The sequence below is a fragment of the Nostoc favosum CHAB5714 genome (assembly GCF_020829495.1).
GTDB lineage: Bacteria > Cyanobacteriota > Cyanobacteriia > Cyanobacteriales > Nostocaceae > Nostoc > Nostoc favosum.
Window position 1 is genome coordinate 38436 of record NZ_JAIVFQ010000031.1, and the last position, 19200, is coordinate 57635.

The 19200-nt window shown below is 42.4% G+C and carries 16 protein-coding genes, 3 pseudogenes and 1 riboswitch; of the genes and pseudogenes, 10 read left to right on the forward strand and 9 right to left on the reverse strand.

Going from position 1 to position 19200, the window contains the following annotated elements; all coding sequences use genetic code 11:
- Positions 1 to 63: 63 nt before the first annotated feature.
- Together LC586_RS20050 and LC586_RS20055 are read right to left on the reverse strand one after the other, a co-directional pair.
- Positions 64 to 1353 (reverse strand): tellurite resistance TerB C-terminal domain-containing protein, encoded by a 1290-nt coding sequence (locus LC586_RS20050; RefSeq protein ID WP_229486473.1) that lies wholly within the window; start codon positions 1351 to 1353, stop codon positions 64 to 66.
- 167 nt (positions 1354 to 1520) lie between these two features.
- Positions 1521 to 2894: an ATP-binding protein gene (locus LC586_RS20055; RefSeq protein WP_229486499.1), complete on the reverse strand. Its 1374-nt coding sequence runs from the start codon at positions 2892 to 2894 to the stop codon at positions 1521 to 1523.
- Positions 2895 to 2981: 87 nt separating this feature from the next.
- On the opposite strand from LC586_RS20055, the gene LC586_RS20060 reads away from it, so the two are divergent.
- A complete protein-coding gene (locus tag LC586_RS20060; RefSeq protein WP_229486474.1) occupies positions 2982 to 3359 on the forward strand; it encodes a TMEM14 family protein in 378 nt (125 codons plus the stop codon).
- 605 nt (positions 3360 to 3964) lie between these two features.
- On the opposite strand, the gene LC586_RS20065 is transcribed toward LC586_RS20060, so the two are convergent.
- Together LC586_RS20065 and LC586_RS20070 are read right to left on the reverse strand one after the other, a co-directional pair.
- A complete protein-coding gene (locus tag LC586_RS20065) occupies positions 3965 to 4849 on the reverse strand; it encodes a fructosamine kinase family protein (protein ID WP_229486475.1) in 885 nt (294 codons plus the stop codon).
- A 309-nt stretch (positions 4850 to 5158) separates the two neighbouring features.
- Positions 5159 to 6484: a M16 family metallopeptidase gene (locus tag LC586_RS20070; protein WP_229486476.1), complete on the reverse strand. Its 1326-nt coding sequence runs from the start codon at positions 6482 to 6484 to the stop codon at positions 5159 to 5161.
- 120 nt (positions 6485 to 6604) lie between these two features.
- Between LC586_RS20070 and LC586_RS20075 the strand changes: the two are divergent.
- The 6 genes and pseudogenes from LC586_RS20075 to LC586_RS20100 all read left to right on the forward strand — a co-directional run.
- Positions 6605 to 6958, forward strand: a pseudogene (locus tag LC586_RS20075) (MFS transporter); the annotation flags it as partial.
- Positions 6959 to 7045, forward strand: a riboswitch (Fluoride riboswitch).
- Positions 7046 to 7140: 95 nt separating this feature from the next.
- A complete protein-coding gene (locus LC586_RS20080; protein ID WP_229486478.1) occupies positions 7141 to 8775 on the forward strand; it encodes a cation:proton antiporter in 1635 nt (544 codons plus the stop codon).
- A gap of 74 nt (positions 8776 to 8849) precedes the next feature.
- Entirely contained in the window at positions 8850 to 10178 is a 1329-nt protein-coding gene (locus LC586_RS20085) for a voltage-gated chloride channel family protein (RefSeq protein ID WP_229486479.1), read from the forward strand.
- A gap of 39 nt (positions 10179 to 10217) precedes the next feature.
- Positions 10218 to 10436, forward strand: a complete 219-nt coding sequence (locus tag LC586_RS20090; protein ID WP_229486480.1) for a hypothetical protein — start codon at positions 10218 to 10220, stop codon at positions 10434 to 10436.
- 230 nt (positions 10437 to 10666) lie between these two features.
- Positions 10667 to 10843: pseudogene (locus tag LC586_RS20095) on the forward strand (IS5/IS1182 family transposase); the annotation flags it as partial.
- Between the two features lie 66 nt (positions 10844 to 10909).
- Positions 10910 to 11188: a coiled-coil domain-containing protein gene (locus tag LC586_RS20100; RefSeq protein ID WP_229486481.1), complete on the forward strand. Its 279-nt coding sequence runs from the start codon at positions 10910 to 10912 to the stop codon at positions 11186 to 11188.
- A gap of 15 nt (positions 11189 to 11203) precedes the next feature.
- Here the strand turns inward: LC586_RS20100 and LC586_RS20105 are convergent, their stop codons facing one another.
- Both LC586_RS20105 and LC586_RS20110 read right to left on the reverse strand, forming a co-directional pair.
- Positions 11204 to 11845, reverse strand: a complete 642-nt coding sequence (locus tag LC586_RS20105; RefSeq protein ID WP_229486482.1) for a Uma2 family endonuclease — start codon at positions 11843 to 11845, stop codon at positions 11204 to 11206.
- Between the two features lie 291 nt (positions 11846 to 12136).
- Positions 12137 to 13372, reverse strand: a complete 1236-nt coding sequence (locus LC586_RS20110) for an LL-diaminopimelate aminotransferase (RefSeq protein WP_229486483.1) — start codon at positions 13370 to 13372, stop codon at positions 12137 to 12139.
- A 67-nt stretch (positions 13373 to 13439) separates the two neighbouring features.
- Between LC586_RS20110 and LC586_RS20115 the strand changes: the two genes are divergently transcribed.
- The gene (locus LC586_RS20115) at positions 13440 to 13601 is read left to right on the forward strand and encodes a hypothetical protein (protein WP_229486484.1); all 162 of its coding nucleotides are present in this window, start codon (positions 13440 to 13442) and stop codon (positions 13599 to 13601) included.
- On the opposite strand, the pseudogene LC586_RS20120 reads toward LC586_RS20115, so the two are convergent.
- Together LC586_RS20120 and LC586_RS41385 are read right to left on the reverse strand one after the other, a co-directional pair.
- Positions 13546 to 14547: pseudogene (locus LC586_RS20120) on the reverse strand (NAD(P)/FAD-dependent oxidoreductase); the annotation flags it as partial. The gene LC586_RS20115 and the pseudogene LC586_RS20120 overlap by 56 nt on opposite strands.
- The gene (locus tag LC586_RS41385) at positions 14462 to 14653 is read right to left on the reverse strand and encodes a DUF4349 domain-containing protein (protein WP_229486500.1); all 192 of its coding nucleotides are present in this window, start codon (positions 14651 to 14653) and stop codon (positions 14462 to 14464) included. The gene LC586_RS41385 and the pseudogene LC586_RS20120, both read right to left, overlap by 86 nt.
- Positions 14654 to 15184: 531 nt before the next feature.
- On the opposite strand from LC586_RS41385, the gene ilvC reads away from it, so the two are divergent.
- Positions 15185 to 16180, forward strand: coding sequence for a ketol-acid reductoisomerase (ilvC, locus tag LC586_RS20130; protein WP_229486485.1), 996 nt, complete (start codon positions 15185 to 15187; stop codon positions 16178 to 16180).
- Between the two features lie 274 nt (positions 16181 to 16454).
- On the opposite strand, the gene LC586_RS20135 is transcribed toward ilvC, so the two are convergent.
- The gene (locus LC586_RS20135; RefSeq protein ID WP_229486486.1) at positions 16455 to 17978 is read right to left on the reverse strand and encodes an ABC transporter permease subunit; all 1524 of its coding nucleotides are present in this window, start codon (positions 17976 to 17978) and stop codon (positions 16455 to 16457) included.
- 465 nt (positions 17979 to 18443) lie between these two features.
- Between LC586_RS20135 and LC586_RS20140 the strand changes: the two genes are divergently transcribed.
- On the forward strand, positions 18444 to 19184 hold the full coding sequence (locus LC586_RS20140) for a class I SAM-dependent methyltransferase (RefSeq protein ID WP_229486487.1): 741 nt from the start codon (positions 18444 to 18446) through the stop codon (positions 19182 to 19184).
- Positions 19185 to 19200: the final 16 nt, after the last annotated feature.

Consider the following 19200-nt stretch of genomic DNA (forward strand, 5'->3'; position numbering starts at 1 on the left):
AAAGCACGCAATAAGTAGGTAAGATATTCACCTTACTACTAATCTGACGACGGCAATAATAATTTAATTTGACGAAGCATGTCTAGCCATAAGGTCTTCATACATTGCAATTATTTTTTTGACATTCGTCATATATTCAGGGTAAACTTCTGGAATTTCCGAATTTGAATCAATTATTAATTCACCAATAGTATCATTTGCTCGTTCATTTATAGAATCGATTAATAGATTTGGCATAGTAATGTTTGCTTCGGCAATTTTTTTAATAGCAGCATTAGGATTATCTTGTTCGACTATAGCTTTTAATACTTGTAGTTCGTATACTGGAAGAATTTGTAAAAAATTAGTCCATTCTTCAGATAAATTCTCCGATGTATCAGCTGCCGAAGTGTTTATGATTGCTGTAGTTTCCATTATCTCAGAAAAAGGAAACAATTCATTATCATCTTCTTTGGAATTCTCAGACAAATATTCTGGATTGAATGTTTCTATTTGTTGGAGTAATTCCCATACTTGATTTTGTAATGAATCTCGTTCTTCTTGCAATAATGAAACTTGCCCTTGCAACTGCTGTAATTCGGCTTTGTGTTCTGCTAGTTGGGTTTGTGAAGAATTCAGGATAGCTTGGATATTTTCTCTTTCGGCTTTTACCGCTACCAGTAATTGATTTTTTTGGGTTGTCTCAACTTCTAGCTCTTGAATTGCAATTCGCAGTTCGTATAATTTTTCTTCTAATTGGGGTTTGAGTCTGCCTAAAAGAGTTAAATTGCTTTCAATTTCTTGCTTCTCCTGCTGGAGTTCGGAAATTTGACTTTGCAAATGGGTGATTTCACTACGAGATACATTACAATTCGACTCTAGACGGCGCTTTTCTGCTGTGAGAACAGAAAAAGCATTGTTCAATTCTGTTTGATTTTTCTGTAAGTTATTAATTTCACTTTGCAGGGTATTGACTTCAGTTTCTAACTGCTTTTTCTGTCCGGCAAATGTTCTTAATTCTCTATGTAAACTATCCCTTTGGTTACGGCTTTCTGTGACTTGATTTTGCAGTTGTTGTGACTCTGCATATAATAAATTATGATGTTCTTCGATTTGATTAATTTCTCTGACAACGCGAGCCTTTAATCCCTCCATCTCTTTAATTCGTTTGTGGATAGAACCTAAAATAAACATTTCATAATTTCTGCGTCGCTTATCTACGAATAATGCTGCTGCATAGATAGTAACGGCAGTAATTAAACCTGTGAGAAAGGCTTTATTAAAATCCCAGTTTGGGACGAGGCTAAGACCAAAACTCACACTAAAGGCAACTATCCCTAGTATAAATCGATTGCCGATCATTACTGATTGCATATTGCTGGTTTTTAGCGTAGTTAAATTATCAGAAAAAGTAGCTCTCATACTAATTCGTAATTCGTAATGACGCTCGTTCGCTCTTAGCGTCTCCCCTTGGGAGAGGACTCGCTAACGCTGCGCTAACGTAATTCGTAATTAAAAAACACATAGAGAAATATTTAATGCTAGGTGTTGGATGTTTTGTTATTTGCATGAAAAAACGTTAAATCTGCTTTTAAAAAATCAACAAACTGCCGTGCTGTACGTCCAGAACGACCGTTGTGGCGAGTTGCCCATTGTAATGCTTGAAATTCCAAATCTTCTTTGGTAATATTAATTTCAGCTTGTGCCGCTAGATGGTGTACAATTTTCAAATAAGTTTTCTGATTGGCTGGTTCAAAAGTCAAGGTTAAACCAAAGCGATCGCTAAACGAAAGCTTCTCCTGCATCGTATCCCAAGCATGGATTTCCTCGTTATCCTTGGGGCTAGGTCTATCCACAAAAAACTCCCGAATCAGGTGGCGGCGATTGGAAGTAGCATACACAACTACATTTTGCGGCCGCGCGGTTAAATTACCTTCTAAAACTACCTTGAGCGCTTTAAAGGCATCATCATCTTCTTCAAAGGAAAGATCATCGACAAAGATGATAAATTTTTGTGACACTCCTCGTAAATGTTCCACAATTGCTGGTAAGTCTTTTAAATCAGATTTTGCCACTTCCAATAAGCGGAGGCTGCCTTGGGCTTTGCCCTTGCCGGAGACATCGCTATATTCATTCAACAAAGATTTCACCAAAGAAGATTTGCCAGAACCCCGACTACCGTAAAGTAATACATGCAGTGCCATCTCTCCTGATAATAAAAACTCTGTATTTTTCAGCAAAGCATCTTTTTGAGACTCATAACCTACAAGCGCACTCAGCTTAATTGGATCAGAATACCGAATACCGATAAACTGCCCAGCTTGCCAACGTAAAGCGCGATATTCTGCAAATAAACCAGAGCCACATTGCCGATAATAAGCCGCTAACTCTTCTACAGCATCACTCCAATTATCTAACTCTTGTAGATATGTAGCGAACTTTGTCTCTCCTCCTAGCAATTCTTGCTCTTTATACCACACCACTGGCGAAATCGGCATGTGAGCTACGCCTTGTATCCACTCACTCAAAGAAGCGCTGCTACATTCATAGAGACTTTGCAATATTTGTAAATCATGCCGAACTGCTGCTACTAAAGCCGGGGGCAAATCCTCAAATTCTCGCACTTGGGCCAGCCTTGTAAAAGGATTATCAGAGAAGAGAAGTTGAGTAATTAAATAGTCTTCCCAATTTTGATTTTTAGCAGCCAAAGCGTGGAAGTAACTACCGTAGGCTTGCAGACAACCCCGGGCATCGGCATCAGTGTAACGTATAGCTTGCAACAGTTCCAGAAATGCCATCCCCACTTCGCCTTGCAGAACAGACTGGTACAGTAAAAGTGAGGCTGCTTGGCGCTGGAGATATTGAACCTTTGTATATGAGGAAGTACTTGCTATTGGCATCGCTTGATTATCCATCAATAAACTGTATGGTATAGCTAAATAGCTATGGTAAATTGTCTGCTGACACTGGCAGTAAAGTCAAAGTCTACATAGGTTTTAACAATGAATTTAAGTATAATTGCTGCTTTTGCCTACGGCATATTAGCGATCGCTGGTGGGATTATTGGCTACATTCAGGCTAGAAGTAAGGTTTCACTGTTAAGTGGTAGCATTAGCGGTTTATTACTAGTACTTGCGGCTTACTTTCAACTTCAAGGGCAAAGCTGGGGTTCGATTTTAGCAGTGATAGTTACTGCTGTTTTAGTAATCGTGTTTACCTTTCGTTTGGTAAAAACACGTAAGTTTATGCCTGCGGGATTAATGACGATTTTGGGTATGTTGGCTTTGGGGGTGATGGTGAGTCAACTCCAATTCGCAATTCGCAATTCGCAATTCGCAATTAAGACAATTAGTGGGGGCTTGAAACCCGCCACTAATTGAAGACCACCAAATCGAAGATTTGGTGGGGGCTTGTACCCCGTAATTAGCCAATTAATCAATTAATAATTCGCAATTCCCTTTGGTCAAATTGTGGCTTTAAGGTAGCATCAGTCTCCAAGCAATAACCACCTTTCTGTTTTTTGTAATTTATTTAGATTAGGGCGTTCTTCCAGAGTCAGGGAAGTGATGATTTGCAGGAGCGACTCGACCAATCGGGTGTTTCTGCAATTCTATACTTAGTACAATATTGCGTAAAAGCATAGCATTTTTAATGCAAGCTGCCGCATTAACAAGGCCGCCGCCGCATTAACAAGGCCGCCGCCGCATTAACAATGCAAGCCGATGCATTAACAAGGCCGCCGCCGCATTAACAATGCATCCCAATGCATTAACAAGGCCGCCGACGCATTAACAATGCATCCCAATGCATATTGCAATACAGTTCAGTTAAGCATTTCTTTATTCTCTTTGCGTCCTTTGCGTCCTTGGCGGTTCGTTCAAAAAATTGACTTTGACAAAGAGTTTTAGCATTAACTGAACCGTATTGATGCATATTGTGGGGTATTGCCAAATTGAATTCGCTATGAATTAATGAAATGCTGTACTTAGCGCAAAATCTGGTCAATCATCCGGTTCGCCTGGGAAGCATAACCGCCGCCAAATAAATTGAAGTGATTCAAAATGTGATACAGGTTATAGAGCGTTTTTCTTTGCTCATAGCCTGCATCTAAAGGAAAGACTTCGTTATAGCCTTTGTAAAACGCTGCGGGAAACCCACCAAATAATTCTGTCATGGCAATATCAACTTCGCGATCGCCAAAATAAGTTGCTGGATCAAAAATCACGGGTTCTCCTGAGATAGTACACCCGGCATTTCCGCCCCATAAATCGCCATGTACTAAAGAAGGTTGCACCTGATGCGCCACCAATATTTCAGGGATAGCTGCTAGTAATTTTTCTGAAGAGGGGAAATTTCCTCCCTTTCGCCTTGCCAACTGAAATTGATAACCCAGGCGATGTTTAATATAAAATTCTGTCCAGTCTGCTGTCCAAGTATTGATTTGGGGTGTCGAACCAATAGTATTGTTAATTTTCCAACCAAAACCTTGGCTACTGCTAGCTTTATGCATCGCCGCCAACTTGCGCCCCATCTCTTCCCATCGCGGAGCGTCTCGTAGAGAAGAATTGCTGTTACCGCTACCAAGTTCTAACCATTCCAGCACGATGTAGCTAGAATTCTCAGCTACACCCCAGCAAATAGGATTGGGGACGCGAATACTAGCTGTTGCTAGCATTTCCTTTAAACCCAATGCCTCAGCCTCAAACATCGCAACTTGGGATGCAAGGTTTTGCTTGACAAAGTAGGTGATCTCACCATTGGAGATAGCATAACCTTGGTTGATGCATCCGCCACCAACCGATCGCCGTTGCTGACTCTGAAATTTTTCGCCAGTCACCTGGCTAATTTGAGCATCGATTTGAGTCCACATTGTTAAATAAAAGTTAGGAGTTAAAAGTTAGGAGTGAGGAGTTAAATAAAAGTTAGGAGTTAAAAGTTAGGAGTGAGGAGTTAAATAAAAGTTAGGAGTTAAAAGTTAGGAGTGAGGAGTTAAATCAAAGTTAAAAGTTAGGAGTGAGGAGTTAAATCAAAGATAGGAGTAAGGAGACACAATCATGGCCTTTTACTCATAACTCATAACTCATAACTCATAACTCCTAACTCCTAACTCCTAACTCCTAACTCCTAACTCCTAACTCCTAACTCCTAACTCCTAACTTTATAATGCCCCATTTTTAATTTACGGCTTGACGACAACTACACCATAAGCATCTGGAGAAAGATACTCTTTGGCTGCTTGCATCAAGTCAGTTGCATTTTGGCTCTGAATATGATCTGGGTAGTTAAAGGCGGGTTCTAAATCTCCCACCAAAGACTGATAATAACCATACAACCCAGAGCGATCGCTTGGTGTTTCATTGCCAAAAATAAATTTGTTCGCTACTCGCCGCCGCACACGGGCAATTTCTGATTCTGTGACTAACTTGGTTTGGACTGTGCGAATATGTTGAGCGATCGCATCCTCTACTTCTGCTAAATTTTGCACTGCACATTTAGCTGAAATATAAAATGTCCCTTGCAGCTGATTGCTCATGTTGCTCACAGAAATTGAAGAAACTAATCCCCGTTCTTCTCGTAAATCCCTCACCAGTCTTGATGTCCGCCCGTGTCCCAAAATTCCTGCTAAAACATCCAGTCCATAGGTGCGATCTAACTGAACCATTCCTGGAACCCGCCAAACCATCACTAGCCTTGCTTGCTGGAGACTTTCATCTATAAATTCTCGACGGACAATTTCTGTAAATGGTGATTCAGTGGGCAGAGGCGCGATTAATCGCGTCTGTACTGGGCTTGCCGTGAGCGTAGCCGAACGGGAGTGGGTAGAGACGCCATTAATGGCGTCTGTACTGAGTTTTGTAAATCCTTCAGCAACGATCGCAATTAATTTTTCCACGGGTAAATTGCCCACAGCTACAGCAGTAATTGACTGGGGTTGATACCAACTAGTATGAAAATCTCGCATCTGCTGGGGTTTAAGTTCGGCAATCACCGATTCTGGCCCCAATACTGCACGGCGATAGGGTAGCTTGGTAAATGCTGTCTCCATCGCGTGTCGAAATGTACGCCGTTGGGGATTATCCTCTGAACGCCTAATTTCTTCTAAAACTACTAATCGCTCACGTTCAAAAGCATCATCAGGAATACTCGCATTAGATACTACATCTATTTGTAGTGGAGCAAGCTCGGCAAAATCTTTGGGGGCAGTGGTTATATAGTAATGAGTATAATCTTGGCTAGTAGCGGCATTGGTAACAGCACCCCGTTCTTCAATTCGACGTTCAAACTCACCGCTAGCTAGTCGTTCTGTTCCCTTAAAAATCATGTGCTCTAAAAAGTGAGCCATGCCGTTAATGGCATCAGATTCTACGGCTGAACCAACTTTAATCCATAAGTTGAGGTTTACAGCTTCAACTGGCATCTGCTCCGCGATGATTGTCAAACCATTGGGCAACTGATGCAGGGTTGGGGTATTAAGACGAGGAAGTTTCCGCAGGGTTGAAGTCATTGCTACTTGTGTGAGGAGCTATATTACTCCTTTATCTTATCTGTCACCGAAAATCATAGAGTGCAAACCCCTGCTTTCAAGTAGCGATCGCATAACTAGCAACTTGGGTTACTAGTAGGTGGATTTCTCCTATACGCTTTAGTATATCTGGGCTTCGCCTTCGTACAAGCACCTTGGCAAGCCTGGGGATTGTTTGCTCTTTATGGTCTACATATGGGTATGAGTCAAGGCTTACTGTTGGCGCTAGTGGCAAATAATATACCTGCAAAATTGCGCGGCACTGCTTTTGGATTTCTCAACTTGGCTATAGGATTAGCGCTTTTACCTGCAAGTTTACTAGCTGGTGGGTTGTGGCAAACACTGGGAGCAAAGGCAACATTTATCGCTGGAAGCTTGTTTGCGTTGGCAGCTGTATTGTTATTAGTTACAGAAACAAATATTAAACTCGACCAAAAGCAAAAATGGTATCCTTGATTTAATAATGGCGATGGAGCTCGCCAAAACCGCCTTTCCGGTACAAGTTAAATTCATCACTGGAAGGCTGATGGCTCCTACTTTCTTCGCTAACTGCGGGAGAGTAGGGCTTGGCTAAATGCATTACCTGACTCTCCTGTAGAAAGTGTAAGTCTACAGATTGCACCTCAAGGAGTCATGGGATGTTAGCCAGTGTATTGTGGATTTTAATGATGGGCTTTTTTGTGGGTCAACTTGCCCGCCGTTTAGGCGCTCCGCCTTTAATTGGCATGATTTTAGTGGGGATTATTCTTGGCCCCCAAGTTCGGAATGTCATCAGTGAAGATGTGTTGGGTGCTGCTGATGAGTTAAGAACTTTGGCGGTAATGATTATCCTGATGAAAGCCGGACTGGGTTTAGATCGAGAAAAACTGGCTCAACAGGGAACTGTGGCGCTGCGATTGGGATTTTTGCCAGCCGCAACCGAAGCGATCGCGATCGCTTTTGCTGCTATGGTAATTTTTAAATTTGACTTTCCCACTGGGTTACTTTTGGGCTGTGTGATTGGCGCTGAATCTCCTGCTGTAATTGTCCCAGGAATGCTGAGGTTAAAAAGTTTAGGCTGGGGTGTCACCAAAGGAATTCCCGATGCAATTTTAACTGGTAGTGCCTTATCTGATGTGCTGCTATTACTAGTCTTCAGCCTACTGCTGAGTTTCTTAGGTGACGGAGGTGTTGAGCAGATTACCCTACCTGGGGGATTCACTTTGACTGCTCTACAACTGCTGCCGTTCCAAATTATTATGCAAATATTGCTGGGAGTATTGTTTGGCTATTTAGCAGCTCGTTTATTAGTTTTACTATTAACTAAACAAAACTGGACTCAGAATGCGATTCAAGATACTGTAATTGCTGCCAGTTTAGCCTTATTCTTGGTAATTGCCGCTCATGCTTTGCCTTACTTTTCTGGTTATTTAGCAGCAATGGCTATGGGGTTTTTCTTAATTGAATTAGATACTCCCCTAGCCCGAAGATTACGCGGCGGATTTGACAGTTTATGGATAGTAGCTGAGATTTTTTTGTTTGTCTTGTTAGGGGCAACTATTCAACTGCAAGTATTGGAAAAGATTCTATTACCTGGCATTATAATTCTGGCAATTGGTTTACTAATTGGTCGGATGCTGGGTTGGTATCTGTCAACTTTGGGTAGTAATTGGAATTGGCGCGAAAGATTATTTTTACTCCCAGGAAACTCAGCAAAAGCTACAGTCCAAGCTGCCATTGGAGCAATACCCCTCTCCCAAGGAATTGCGGGGGGTGAGATAATTTTAGCGATCGCAGCTCTTTCAATTTTAATCACTGCACCTTTAGGAGCTTGGGCAACCATGACTTTTGCGCCTAAATTGCTCACCAAAGGCGAAGTTGACCCGACCAAAGTCACAGTTGCTACTCGTACCTTATTATTGGCAGCCGTGGATACATCGAGTTTAGCTACAGAAGTTTTAACAAAAGTAGCAGATTTAGCACGCCGCAGTAATGGAGAAGCGATCGTCTTGCATGTAGTTAACACCTCAAACCAGCAAGATATCGAACAAATAAAAGAACAAGCTAAACAGTTTTTATCGGATATCAGATATGAGTTTTTGACTGTTACAGGCACAGTACCAGAAGAGATTATTCGCATTGCCGAGGAGTTTCGTGTAACTGCGATCGTTATGGGAAAACGCGGACATCAACCTTGGGAGGAAGTGCTGGTTGGCTCCGTATCACAAGCAGTTTTAGAAGCCAGTCTAATACCTGTAATCTTGCTGGAAAATCAGGCATTAAAGTCAGTTTAAATCAGTAAATAGAGTAACGAATTGGAAACCGCTTGTATCAAGCATTTTTCTCTGTGTCCTAATTACGAATCAGTATGAAACAGTTTCGTCAATTTGAACCATTTATTGCATTACCACACCTAATTAAATGGTTGCCTATTTCCGTTGTAGTTGGCATTCTTGCTGGAACTGCTTCTGCGGCTCTTTTAGCATCCTTGGAATGGGCAACTGATTGGCGAGAATCGCATCGGTGGATTATCGCTTTGCTGCCCCTTGGTGGCTTCTTGAGTGGTTGGATTTATCATCAGTTTGGGCGGACTGTAGAAGCCGGGAATAACCTTTTACTTGAAGAAATCCATAACCCTAAAAGTGTTATTCCCTTCCGTATGGCTCCTCTGGTTTTGCTAGGAACAGACCTGACCCATTTATTTGGAGGTTCAGCAGGCCGTGAAGGCACAGCATTGCAAATGGGTGCTTCTTTGGCAGACCAATTAACTAGAATATTACATTTTAAAGGAGCAAATCGGCGAATTTTATTAACCGCCGGTATCAGTGGAGGATTTGCTTCAGTTTTCGGTACTCCCTTAGCTGGAACCGTATTTGGTCTAGAAGTTTTAGCAATTGGTAAAATTCATTATGATGCTCTTTTCCCTTCTTTAATTGCTGCGATCGTTGGAAATCAAGTAACCTTACTATTGGGTTTGCATCATACCGCATACCGACACGCTCCCTCTATACCGACGCTCACAATTTGGGGACTGATTGCAGCGATTATCGCAGGTGCAATTTTTGGAATAGTAGCGAGGTTATTTGCTAAAGTAACTCACAAAATTAGTCACTTCTTTAAAACGAAGATATCTTATCCTCCAATGCGTCCTTTAATTGGCGGTGTGATAATAGCAGCAATTGTTGGGTTGACTGGTACAACTAAGTATATTGGACTTGGTATCCCTACTATCGTTGATTCTTTCTATACTCAGCTACCTCCTTGGGATTTTGCAGCAAAATTGGGTCTGACTGCTCTAACTTTAGGAGCAGGTTTTAAGGGAGGAGAAGTAACACCTTTGTTTTTTATTGGTGCAACTTTAGGTAACACTTTGTCGTTGCTTTTAGCATTACCTGCACCACTTCTAGCAGGAATGGGATTTGTGGGTGTGTTTGCGGGTGCAGCAAATACACCTATAGCATCGACTCTAATGGGAATTGAATTATTTGGTCTGGAATCAGGGATATTTATTGCTATTGGCTGTGTAGTAAGCTACCAATTTTCAGGTCATTCTGGAATTTACTCTGCACAACGAATTGGGTTGAGTAAATACTCTGCTGTATATTTAGAAGAAGGGATAACTTTGGGTAATTATGGGCAACCAAAAATTTATTTACCTGATGATAGTGAAAAAGAAGGAAGTAATTATCAGGAATAATTTATTGATGTAATTAATGGATAATTGGGAAAATGACAAATGAATAATCATGGATTTGGCAAACTAGTTACCTTTCTAAATCAATTGGAACAAGAGAGAATTAGTTACACTTTGGCCCATCATCGGGATGAGACTATTATGGTGAATGTGGCAGTGGCTGGTGAACGATGGGAAGTGGAATTTTTTGAGGATGGTTCGGTTGAGGTAGAACGATTTGTTATACCAATTCTGTATGAAGATGCGCTAAACCATATTTAAGTACAAGAAAGAAGAAAGAGAAACGAACCGCAAAGGACGCAAAGGACACAAAGAAAGAAAGAAAGAAAGAAAGAAAGAAAGAAAGAAAGAAAGAAAGAAAGAAAGAAAGAAGTTAAAAGGGTTTGGCGCAGCCTCACAAAGAAATGGTATTAGTAGTGGAGAGATTAATGCAAAAGAGGTTTTTAGTGATTTCTTTGCTATGTATTCAGAGTTATCAGGATAAAAAGAGTAATCAAGAATTAGCCAAAATTAAAATTTTAAGTGAGCATGTAAATCGCAGGCTGAAGGTGTTTAAAATTTTGTCCCTTACTTATAGAAATCGCCGAAAAAGATTTAGTTTGCGGTTTAATCTGATTGCTGCTCTCTACAATTACGAGCTTTTTCTCCCCAAAATCAAATCTTCCTGAGCGACTTTTGCAAGAGGTCTATTGATTCGGATCTGTCTCTTGTTTCGGGATGAACGCAACAAGCAAATGCTGTCGCTCAACAAGCAAATGCTGTCGCTCAACAAGCAAATGCGTACGCTCAACAAGCAAATGCGTACGCTCAACAAGCAAATGCTGTCGCTCAACAAGCAAATGCGTACGCTCAACAAGCAAATGCTGTCGCTCAACAAGCAAATGCTGTCGCTCAACAAGCAAATGCTGTTGCTCAACAAGCAAATGCGTACGCTCAACAAGCAAATGCGTACGCTCAACAAGCAAATGCGTACGCTCAACCTGACTTTTCACGGGATGTGGAAAAGGGGATAGACTTTTGCAAGAGGTCTATTGAATCATCACTTCCAATTCTTCTAAAGCTTGAAAACTTCCTACTTGCCAACTACGTTCCACGGCAGCAGGGATAATTTGAGTAATAGCTATATCCTCAAAATTAGGACTGGTGTTAGATTTTATGTATTTCCCATCTCTGAGCAAATAAATAGAAAGGTTTCCACTATCGTAAACCCATAATTCTGGGACTCCAATGGCTTCATAAGCATCAAGAGTAGTTTTCGATATGACATCAGTCTCAATCGCTAAATCTGGCGGCGGATCATCAGCTTGCAAGCGGCGATGACCAATCATTTGTTGATAATTCTGAATATAAAAGCAAGCATCAGGTTCAACTCCTGCTACACCTTGCCGTTTAAATGTGGTGGAACCAAAAGGTTGATATCTGATATCTTTAGCCTTCAGCAATATTTTGACAATATCAGAAATTAAATCTTTGGGTATTTCATGTTCTGGTAAAGGAGCCATAATTTCTAAAGTACCCTGGCTGTAGGCAATTCGTGTAGTTCTTTTTTCTCCCAATTCTTGTAAAATAGATTCAAATTCTTCCCAGCTAACATTTGGAATTGTTACCGTGCTACCAGGTGCTAACTGCATCTGGCTAACAGGTTTGAAAACGGGGATGGCAGCAGTCATAACCAGAATATAAGTAATCTGAGTTGAAATAATTATCTATCAGGTTGCGGTGGATAATCTAGCCCACCGTAACCTTTAGATTAATAGAATGAGTTTAACAAAAGCGGCTAAGGGACTTCCAAGAAATAAATTACCCAAATAAATGAACCACTCCAGACACAGAGAAGCCAGTGCGCCCTTGCGGTTAAGAGACTTGTAGCAACTGGCGCGACACAGAGGAATGAGGAAGAGAGAGTTTTTCGCCAGTTCTTTGGGTATTTTTTTATTTGGAAGTCCCTAAAAGCGATCGCCTTACACCTTAAAATTCTCGGTAATCCGCTTCATCGCCTCTTCGACATTCTCCCGGCTGTTAAACGCCGAAATGCGGAAGTAACCTTCACCCGCAGCACCAAAGCCAGAACCAGGTGTCCCCACAACGTTGACAGTTTGCAGCAACTTATCAAAGAATTCCCAACTGGATAAATCATTAGGAGTTTTCACCCAAACGTAAGGTGCATTCACCCCTCCATAAACTGATAATCCGGCGGCTGTGAGTTTTTCGCGGATAATTTTGGCGTTTTCTAGATAGAAATTCACCAATTCCTTAATTTGTGCTTGCCCTTCTTCAGAGTAAACCGCTTCGGCTCCCCGTTGGACGATATAAGAAACACCATTAAACTTGGTAGACTGGCGGCGATTCCAGAGTTTCCATAGTTCCACATCGGAACCATCGGCGGCTTTTGCTGTGAGTGTCTTCGGTACTACAGTTAACGCGCAACGAGTTCCTGTAAAACCTGCGTTTTTGGAGAAAGAACGAAACTCGATCGCAACTTCTCTTGCACCTTCAATTTCATAAATTGAGTGGGGAATCGATGGATCGGTAATGTAAGCTTCGTAGGCTGCATCAAAGAAAATAATCGAGCCATTGGCTTTAGCATAGTCTACCCATGCCTTTAAATATTCCTTGGTAGCAGTTGCACCAGTGGGGTTATTGGGAAAGCAGAGATAAATTAAATCGACTTTCTTTGAGGGAATTTCGGCGGTGAAGTTGTTATCAGCCGTAATTGGTAGATAAACTAAGCCTTCAAACTCGCCTTTATCGTTGGTATTCCCCGTATTTCCCACCATAACGTTAGTGTCTACATATACGGGATAAACGGGGTCAGTAACGGCAATTATGTTGTCATGTCCAAAGATTTCCAGAATGTTGCCCGTATCGCACTTGGAACCGTCGGAGATAAAGATTTCGGAAGCATCTATATCGGCTCCCCGTGCTTGGAAATCTTGAGTAGCAATTTTCTCCCGCAACCAAGCGTAGCCTTGCTCTGGACCGTAGCCTTTGAAGGTATTGCGATCGCCCATTTCTTCTACAGCTTTAATCATAGCTGTGCGGCAAGCCTCCGGCAGAGGTTCGGTAACATCGCCAATGCCCAGCCGGATGATTTTAGCATTACTGTTCGCTTCTGCAAAGGCATTCACCCGCCGAGCAATTTCTGGAAACAGATAACCCGCTTTCAGTTTCAGGTAGTTGTCGTTAATAGTTGCCATTATGTAGATTATGAAAAAACGCCCTCAAACAGCTTACTGCTAATTTATGAGGGCGGGGAGTGGGGAGATGAGGAGTGGGGAGTGGGGAGATGAGGGAGATGAGGGAGCAGGGGAGGAAGAACTATTGCTTTTTACCCATGCCCAATGCCCAATGCCCCATGCCCCATGCCCAATTAGACATTTACTGGCTGTTTATTATCGGCTGATGTGTAACTGTTGCGATCGCTAATTACGAACTGCGTGAGCGATTCTTGTCCTGTAATTAATCTTGCTCCGCGATTACGGGTGAAATAGTTCCATGCCCACTGAATCATTACTACTAATTTGTTGTCAAATTCAATTAAAAAGTAGATGTGAATCACTAGCCAAAACAACCATGCAAAGAAACCTTTCAGCTTGATAAAGCCCAAATCTACCACAGCAGAATTGTGCCCAATCATTGCTAAACTACCATGATCAGTATAAGCAAAGGGCGGCAAACTGTTACCTGCAAGCCTCTGTTGGACTAGTGCTGCTACATATTCACCTTCTTGTTTCGCTACAGGTGCAACACCAGGTAGGGGTTTACCATTTTGATGAGAAAAATTTGCTAAGTCGCCAACTACAAAAATATTGGGATGTCCCTTAATACTCAAGTCAGGTTCAACGATAATCCGTCCAGCGCGATCGCATTGGGCACCTGTGCGTTCTGCTAGCACTTTTCCCATTGCTGAAGCTTTTACACCTGCTGCCCATAATACCGTTTTTGAGGCAATTTCTTTAACCTCATCACCTTGTTTAAGGGTAACAATATCATTTTCAATATTCGTCACCAGTGTTTTTGTCTGCACAACCACCCCCAAGCGCGTCAGGGATGCTTCCGCTTCTTGTGATAACTCTGGTGCAAAGGGTGGCAGAATCCGATCTAGACCTTCTAATAGCAAAATCTTGGCTTATGACGTGTCGATGTTGCGAAAATCTTCTTTGAGAGTTTGATTTGCCAATTCTGCGATCGCACCAGCTAACTCTACACCAGTTGGCCCACCACCAACAATTACAAAGGTTAACCAGGCACGGCGTTTTTCTGAATCGGTTTCTTTTTCTGCGGCTTCAAACGCCGTAAAAATCCGGCGACGCATTTCTATAGCATCTTCTACTGTTTTCAAGCCTGGGGCGAATTCTTCCCAGTTGTCTTTGCACATCTCTGACAGAACCCGCCCGATCCATAATTTTTTGCAAATTGGCTTCAGTTTTTTGCAAATTGGTTAATCTAGCTTGGAAATCTACCAGGCGATCGCCCACATCTTCCGCCGTGATAGTAATTCGTAGTTCGTAATTAATGACGCTCTCTACGAGAGGCTGCGCGTAGCTTGCTGATATTGTAGGGGAGGGGTACGCAGACAATACCGTTCGGTTAAGGAATTTTTTGGTTGAGGCAGGCTGTTCTTGAGCAGGGGGAGAAGAGAAGCTGTTCTTGAGAGAAGAATTGCTGAACAATAACCTTCTTTCCTCAAGAGCCTCAAGAGCCTCAAGAGCCTCCCCTGCTTATCCGAACGGTATTGGGTACGCGGACTCTCTACCGCTACGCTAACGTAATCATGTTACAGATGGGGATTTAGACCACACCCGTAACTGCACGACCTATAAAGATAGGTCGGCGACTCTGACCCTTGGTTTAATTACGAATTACGTTAGCGCAGCGTTAGCGACGTAGGAGCGTCATTACGAATTACGAATTATTAATGGCTCATAGTTCATCTGTGGTTACTCAATTTGAGGTACAATCGTAAGCCTGCCAATAAATGACGATGCTTGCTGACAGGAGATGCTTCTATGGCCCGGATGTATTATGACGAAGATGCCAATTTAGACCTTTTGGCTGGAAAAACTATTGCTATCATCGGCTATGGTTCTCAAGGTCATGCCCACGCTCTCAATCTCAAAGATAGTGGTTTGAATGTGATTGTGGGACTATATCCGGGTAGTAAGTCAGTAGCAAAAGCTGAAGCATCTGGGTTAACTGTGAAAAATGTTGCAGATGCTGCCAATGCTGCTGATTTCATCATGATTTTGTTACCTGATGAAGTCCAAAAAACGATTTACAAAAACGAGATTGAACCAAATCTCGAAGAAGGGAATGTGTTAGCCTTTGCCCACGGCTTCAATATTCACTTTGGGCAAGTTGTACCACCAGCTAACGTAGACGTGGTGATGGTAGCACCCAAAGGCCCGGGGCATTTGGTACGGCGGACTTATGAAAGTGGTGAAGGTGTACCAGCGCTATTTGCAGTTTATCAAGATGCTAGTGGTCAGGCACGCGATCGCGCCATGTCTTATGCTAAAGGTATCGGTGGTACTCGCGCCGGTATTCTCGAAACGACTTTCCGCGAAGAAACCGAAACAGATTTATTTGGCGAACAAGCGGTATTGTGCGGTGGTTTGAGTGCTTTAATCAAAGCTGGATTTGAAACTTTGGTAGAAGCTGGTTATCAACCAGAATTGGCTTATTTTGAATGTCTGCATGAAGTTAAGCTGATTGTTGACTTGGTTGTGGAAGGTGGTTTAGCCAAAATGCGCGACAGCATTTCTAACACTGCTGAGTATGGCGATTATACCCGTGGGCCGCGGATTGTGACTGAACAAACCAAAGCTGAAATGCAGAAGATTCTCAGCGAAATTCAATCTGGGCAATTTGCACGGGAATTTGTTCTAGAAAACCAATCTGGTAAACCAGGATTTACTGCATTGCGTCGCAAAGAAGCTGAACACAAAATTGAGGAAGTTGGTAAAGATTTACGTGCGATGTTTAGCTGGTTGAAAAAGGCTTAAGCAAAAGGGTTCTTTGAATTTAACAGTTATCAGTTATCAGTAAACAGTTAAAAGTTTTGATAATTGGGTTTAAGTCCCCCACTATATCGGCGAAAACTGACAACTGAAAACTAATCACTATGCCGCCGATTAGTGGTAGGCGTTAGTGGCGCTTCTTTATCCCCCACTATACGCAGGATAACTGATAACTGTTGACTGTTCACTGATTTAATAAGTAATCACCCGAACTTGATATAATTTGGATCTAGAAATGAAACAGCTTTGCTCTGCCCCCCTATCTCTTGGTATTTTCCTTAATGGGATTGAGCGATCGCTCAAATCGACTAAACGCTTGAGAAGAAAGCAGAGTCAGGAATAAATAAACCAAGGCGACAGTGGCGTAAATCTCAAATGAACGATAGTTCTCAGCTACAATCAGCTGTCCTTTGCGGAACAACTCTTCAAACCCGATGATAGCAACTAAGCTGGTGTCTTTGAGCAGACTAATGAACTCATTGCCCAGAGGTGGCAGCATCCGCCGGAGGGCTTGAGGAAAGATTACATAGCGCATCGTTTGCACAGAAGTTAAACCCAGTGATTGAGAGGCTTCTGCTTGTCCAGGCTCAATTGATTGAATGCCCGCCCGGACAACTTCAGCAATGTAAGCAGCGCTATTGAGACTCAATGCAATCACTGCTGCTGCTAAACGATTTAAAGTGAAGGTGAAACCAAAATTTTGGGCTAAAGCAGGCAACCCAAAGTAAATCATAAAAATCTGTACCAGCAACGGCGTTCCCCGGAAAAAGTCTACATACGCCCTAGCAATCCAGGGCAAAGGCGGAGTGGGGAAAAGGCGAACAATTCCAATCAGTGTACCCCCGATCATCCCCAGCAAGACTGAGATTGCTGTGAGTTCAAGTGTTACTAAAGCCCCACTTAGCAAGGTGGGTAGTGACTTAAAAATAATGCTTAGTGAGGTAAATAGTTGGGATACGCCTTTTTCGGCAGCCTGGTTTTCGATGGGTGATTTTTCTGGTAGTTGTGGCGGTTGGATACCAAACCACTTTTGGTAGATTTTAGCGTAAATACCATTTTTCAGCACCGTTTCTATACCTTGGTTAATCGCTTGCAAGTTGGGCGATCCTTTAGGTGTAGGAATGCCATAAAATTCTTCTGTTAGCAGACTGCTGACCACTTTGAGTCCCTTAAGGTTGCCGCTCTTTATGCCATATAAAATAACGACTTGATCGTTAAGAACAGCATCGACATTACCATTAATTAATGCTTGAAGGGTTAAAGGTGAATCATCAAAAGTACGAATTTCAGAGCCGGGAATACTTTTAGCTTTCTGTGCGCCAGTTGTCCCAATTTGCACGCCAATGGTTTTGTTCTTAAGATTATCGAAATTGGTAATGTTTTGATTATCTGTGCGGGTGACGATCGCTAGCCCTGATTTGAAGTAAGGACGCGAGAAGGAAATTGTCTTCGCCCGTTCGGCAGTAATCGTCATTGCCGCAACTGCGGCATCTACAGTTTGCGCTTGCAACGCTGGAATCATACCAGCAAAGGGCATATTTTGATACTTAACTTTAAAGCCAGCAGATTGAGTGATCGCATTCATCAAATCAATGTCAAAGCCTTGCAACTCACCACTGGCAGATTGAAACTCGAAAGGCGGAAACGTCGGTTCTGTAGCAACCGTAAGTGTGTTACCAGCAGTGGAACCATTTGTAATACAACCTGAAAGTAAAAGTAGACAGCTTAAGCTAAAGCCAAAAACTAGCTGACGTAACCAAAGTCCAACAGTTAATCTAGTCATATTCTTTAGACTTCTCCAAAAATATCCAAGCTGAGACTATGACTGGCGATCCTTAATCCAAAATCCAGTCAAGCATAATTGCTGTAATATATAGTAAAATTTTGTAGAACAAGGGACACTTTGTTCCGGTAAAGAGTTGTCCGTAGAGGCTTCTGTGGATGGGTTGGCAACTAACGATCGCAACTTCAGTAAGAGGGTGTTTGAAAAGTATTTTTCGTAACACCAAAGCCTCGCAAACCTAACCCCCCGAGCAAGCCTTCCCTACGTTCGCGCAGCGTCTCGAAGAGAGGGAATGGGGGTTTCAAAGCCTCTCTTTGCTTGCCTAACGGCAGGCTGACGCCAACGGGGAGAGGAATGGAAGCGGGGTTTATAGTATACTTTACGACTTTTCAAACATTCTCTAAATCCTCTTCAAAAGTATCATCCCATTCATATTGAAAATTCACTTTATAAATCAGATTCAAAATGCTTGCAAATACATTTGATGCTAACAGCGTGTTCGAGGAAGATTATCTTTACTTTTATGAAACGTTGTTGACACCAGAACGTACTCAACACGAAGTTGACCTCATTTGCCGATTGCTAGATTTACAACCAGGGATGAGTATTTTAGACTTAGCTTGTGGGCATGGACGGATTGCTAATCAGCTAGCGGCTCGTGGCTATCATCTGACTGGACTTGATGCAACAGCTTTCTTCTTAGAAAAAGCAAATCAAGATGCGGCTAGCAACGGTGTTAAGGTAGAGTACCTTCAAGGCGATATGCGTTCCCTACCCTTTAGCGATCGCTTCAACTGCATCATCAACTGTTTCACAGCCTTCGGTTACTTCGATGACAATGAAAATAGATCGGTCTTAACCCAAGCGTATCGCGCTCTAAAAGTAGGTGGCAAATTCCTAATTGATATTCAGAATTTTAGCCGCGTCTTGCAAGAATTTACGCCTGAGTTAATTACTGAGCGTGAGGGGAATTATATGCTCGCACGCACCCGCTACGATGCGCTTACCAATCGTACCCATACCGAGCGGATTATCATTCGTGATGGACAAGTACGGCGCGGTCAATACTTTGTTCGCAATTTTACCTTTCCCGAAATCCGCGATTGGCTCCTGCAAACAGGCTTCAGCGAAGTAGAGGGCTATGGTTACGATGGTGAACCGTTCGCGCTTGATAGCCGCCGAATGATTGTGGTAGCAAGCAAATGAAGATTCCTGACGACTG

Bases quoted from the DNA above. Each gene is read 5' to 3' on its own strand.
- LC586_RS20050 (WP_229486473.1), bottom strand. From the start codon at position 1,353: ATGCAATCAGTAATGATCGGCAATCGATTTATACTAGGGATAGTTGCC.
- LC586_RS20055 (WP_229486499.1), bottom strand. From the start codon at position 2,894: ATGGATAATCAAGCGATGCCAATAGCAAGTACTTCCTCATATACAAAG.
- LC586_RS20060 (WP_229486474.1), top strand. From the start codon at position 2,982: ATGAATTTAAGTATAATTGCTGCTTTTGCCTACGGCATATTAGCGATC.
- LC586_RS20065 (WP_229486475.1), bottom strand. From the start codon at position 4,849: ATGTGGACTCAAATCGATGCTCAAATTAGCCAGGTGACTGGCGAAAAA.
- LC586_RS20070 (WP_229486476.1), bottom strand. From the start codon at position 6,484: ATGACTTCAACCCTGCGGAAACTTCCTCGTCTTAATACCCCAACCCTG.
- LC586_RS20080 (WP_229486478.1), top strand. From the start codon at position 7,141: ATGTTAGCCAGTGTATTGTGGATTTTAATGATGGGCTTTTTTGTGGGT.
- LC586_RS20085 (WP_229486479.1), top strand. From the start codon at position 8,850: ATGAAACAGTTTCGTCAATTTGAACCATTTATTGCATTACCACACCTA.
- LC586_RS20090 (WP_229486480.1), top strand. From the start codon at position 10,218: ATGAATAATCATGGATTTGGCAAACTAGTTACCTTTCTAAATCAATTG.
- LC586_RS20100 (WP_229486481.1), top strand. From the start codon at position 10,910: ATGCTGTCGCTCAACAAGCAAATGCTGTCGCTCAACAAGCAAATGCGT.
- LC586_RS20105 (WP_229486482.1), bottom strand. From the start codon at position 11,845: ATGACTGCTGCCATCCCCGTTTTCAAACCTGTTAGCCAGATGCAGTTA.
- LC586_RS20110 (WP_229486483.1), bottom strand. From the start codon at position 13,372: ATGGCAACTATTAACGACAACTACCTGAAACTGAAAGCGGGTTATCTG.
- LC586_RS20115 (WP_229486484.1), top strand. From the start codon at position 13,440: ATGAGGAGTGGGGAGTGGGGAGATGAGGGAGATGAGGGAGCAGGGGAG.
- ilvC (WP_229486485.1), top strand. From the start codon at position 15,185: ATGGCCCGGATGTATTATGACGAAGATGCCAATTTAGACCTTTTGGCT.
- LC586_RS20135 (WP_229486486.1), bottom strand. From the start codon at position 17,978: ATGACTAGATTAACTGTTGGACTTTGGTTACGTCAGCTAGTTTTTGGC.
- LC586_RS20140 (WP_229486487.1), top strand. From the start codon at position 18,444: ATGCTTGCAAATACATTTGATGCTAACAGCGTGTTCGAGGAAGATTAT.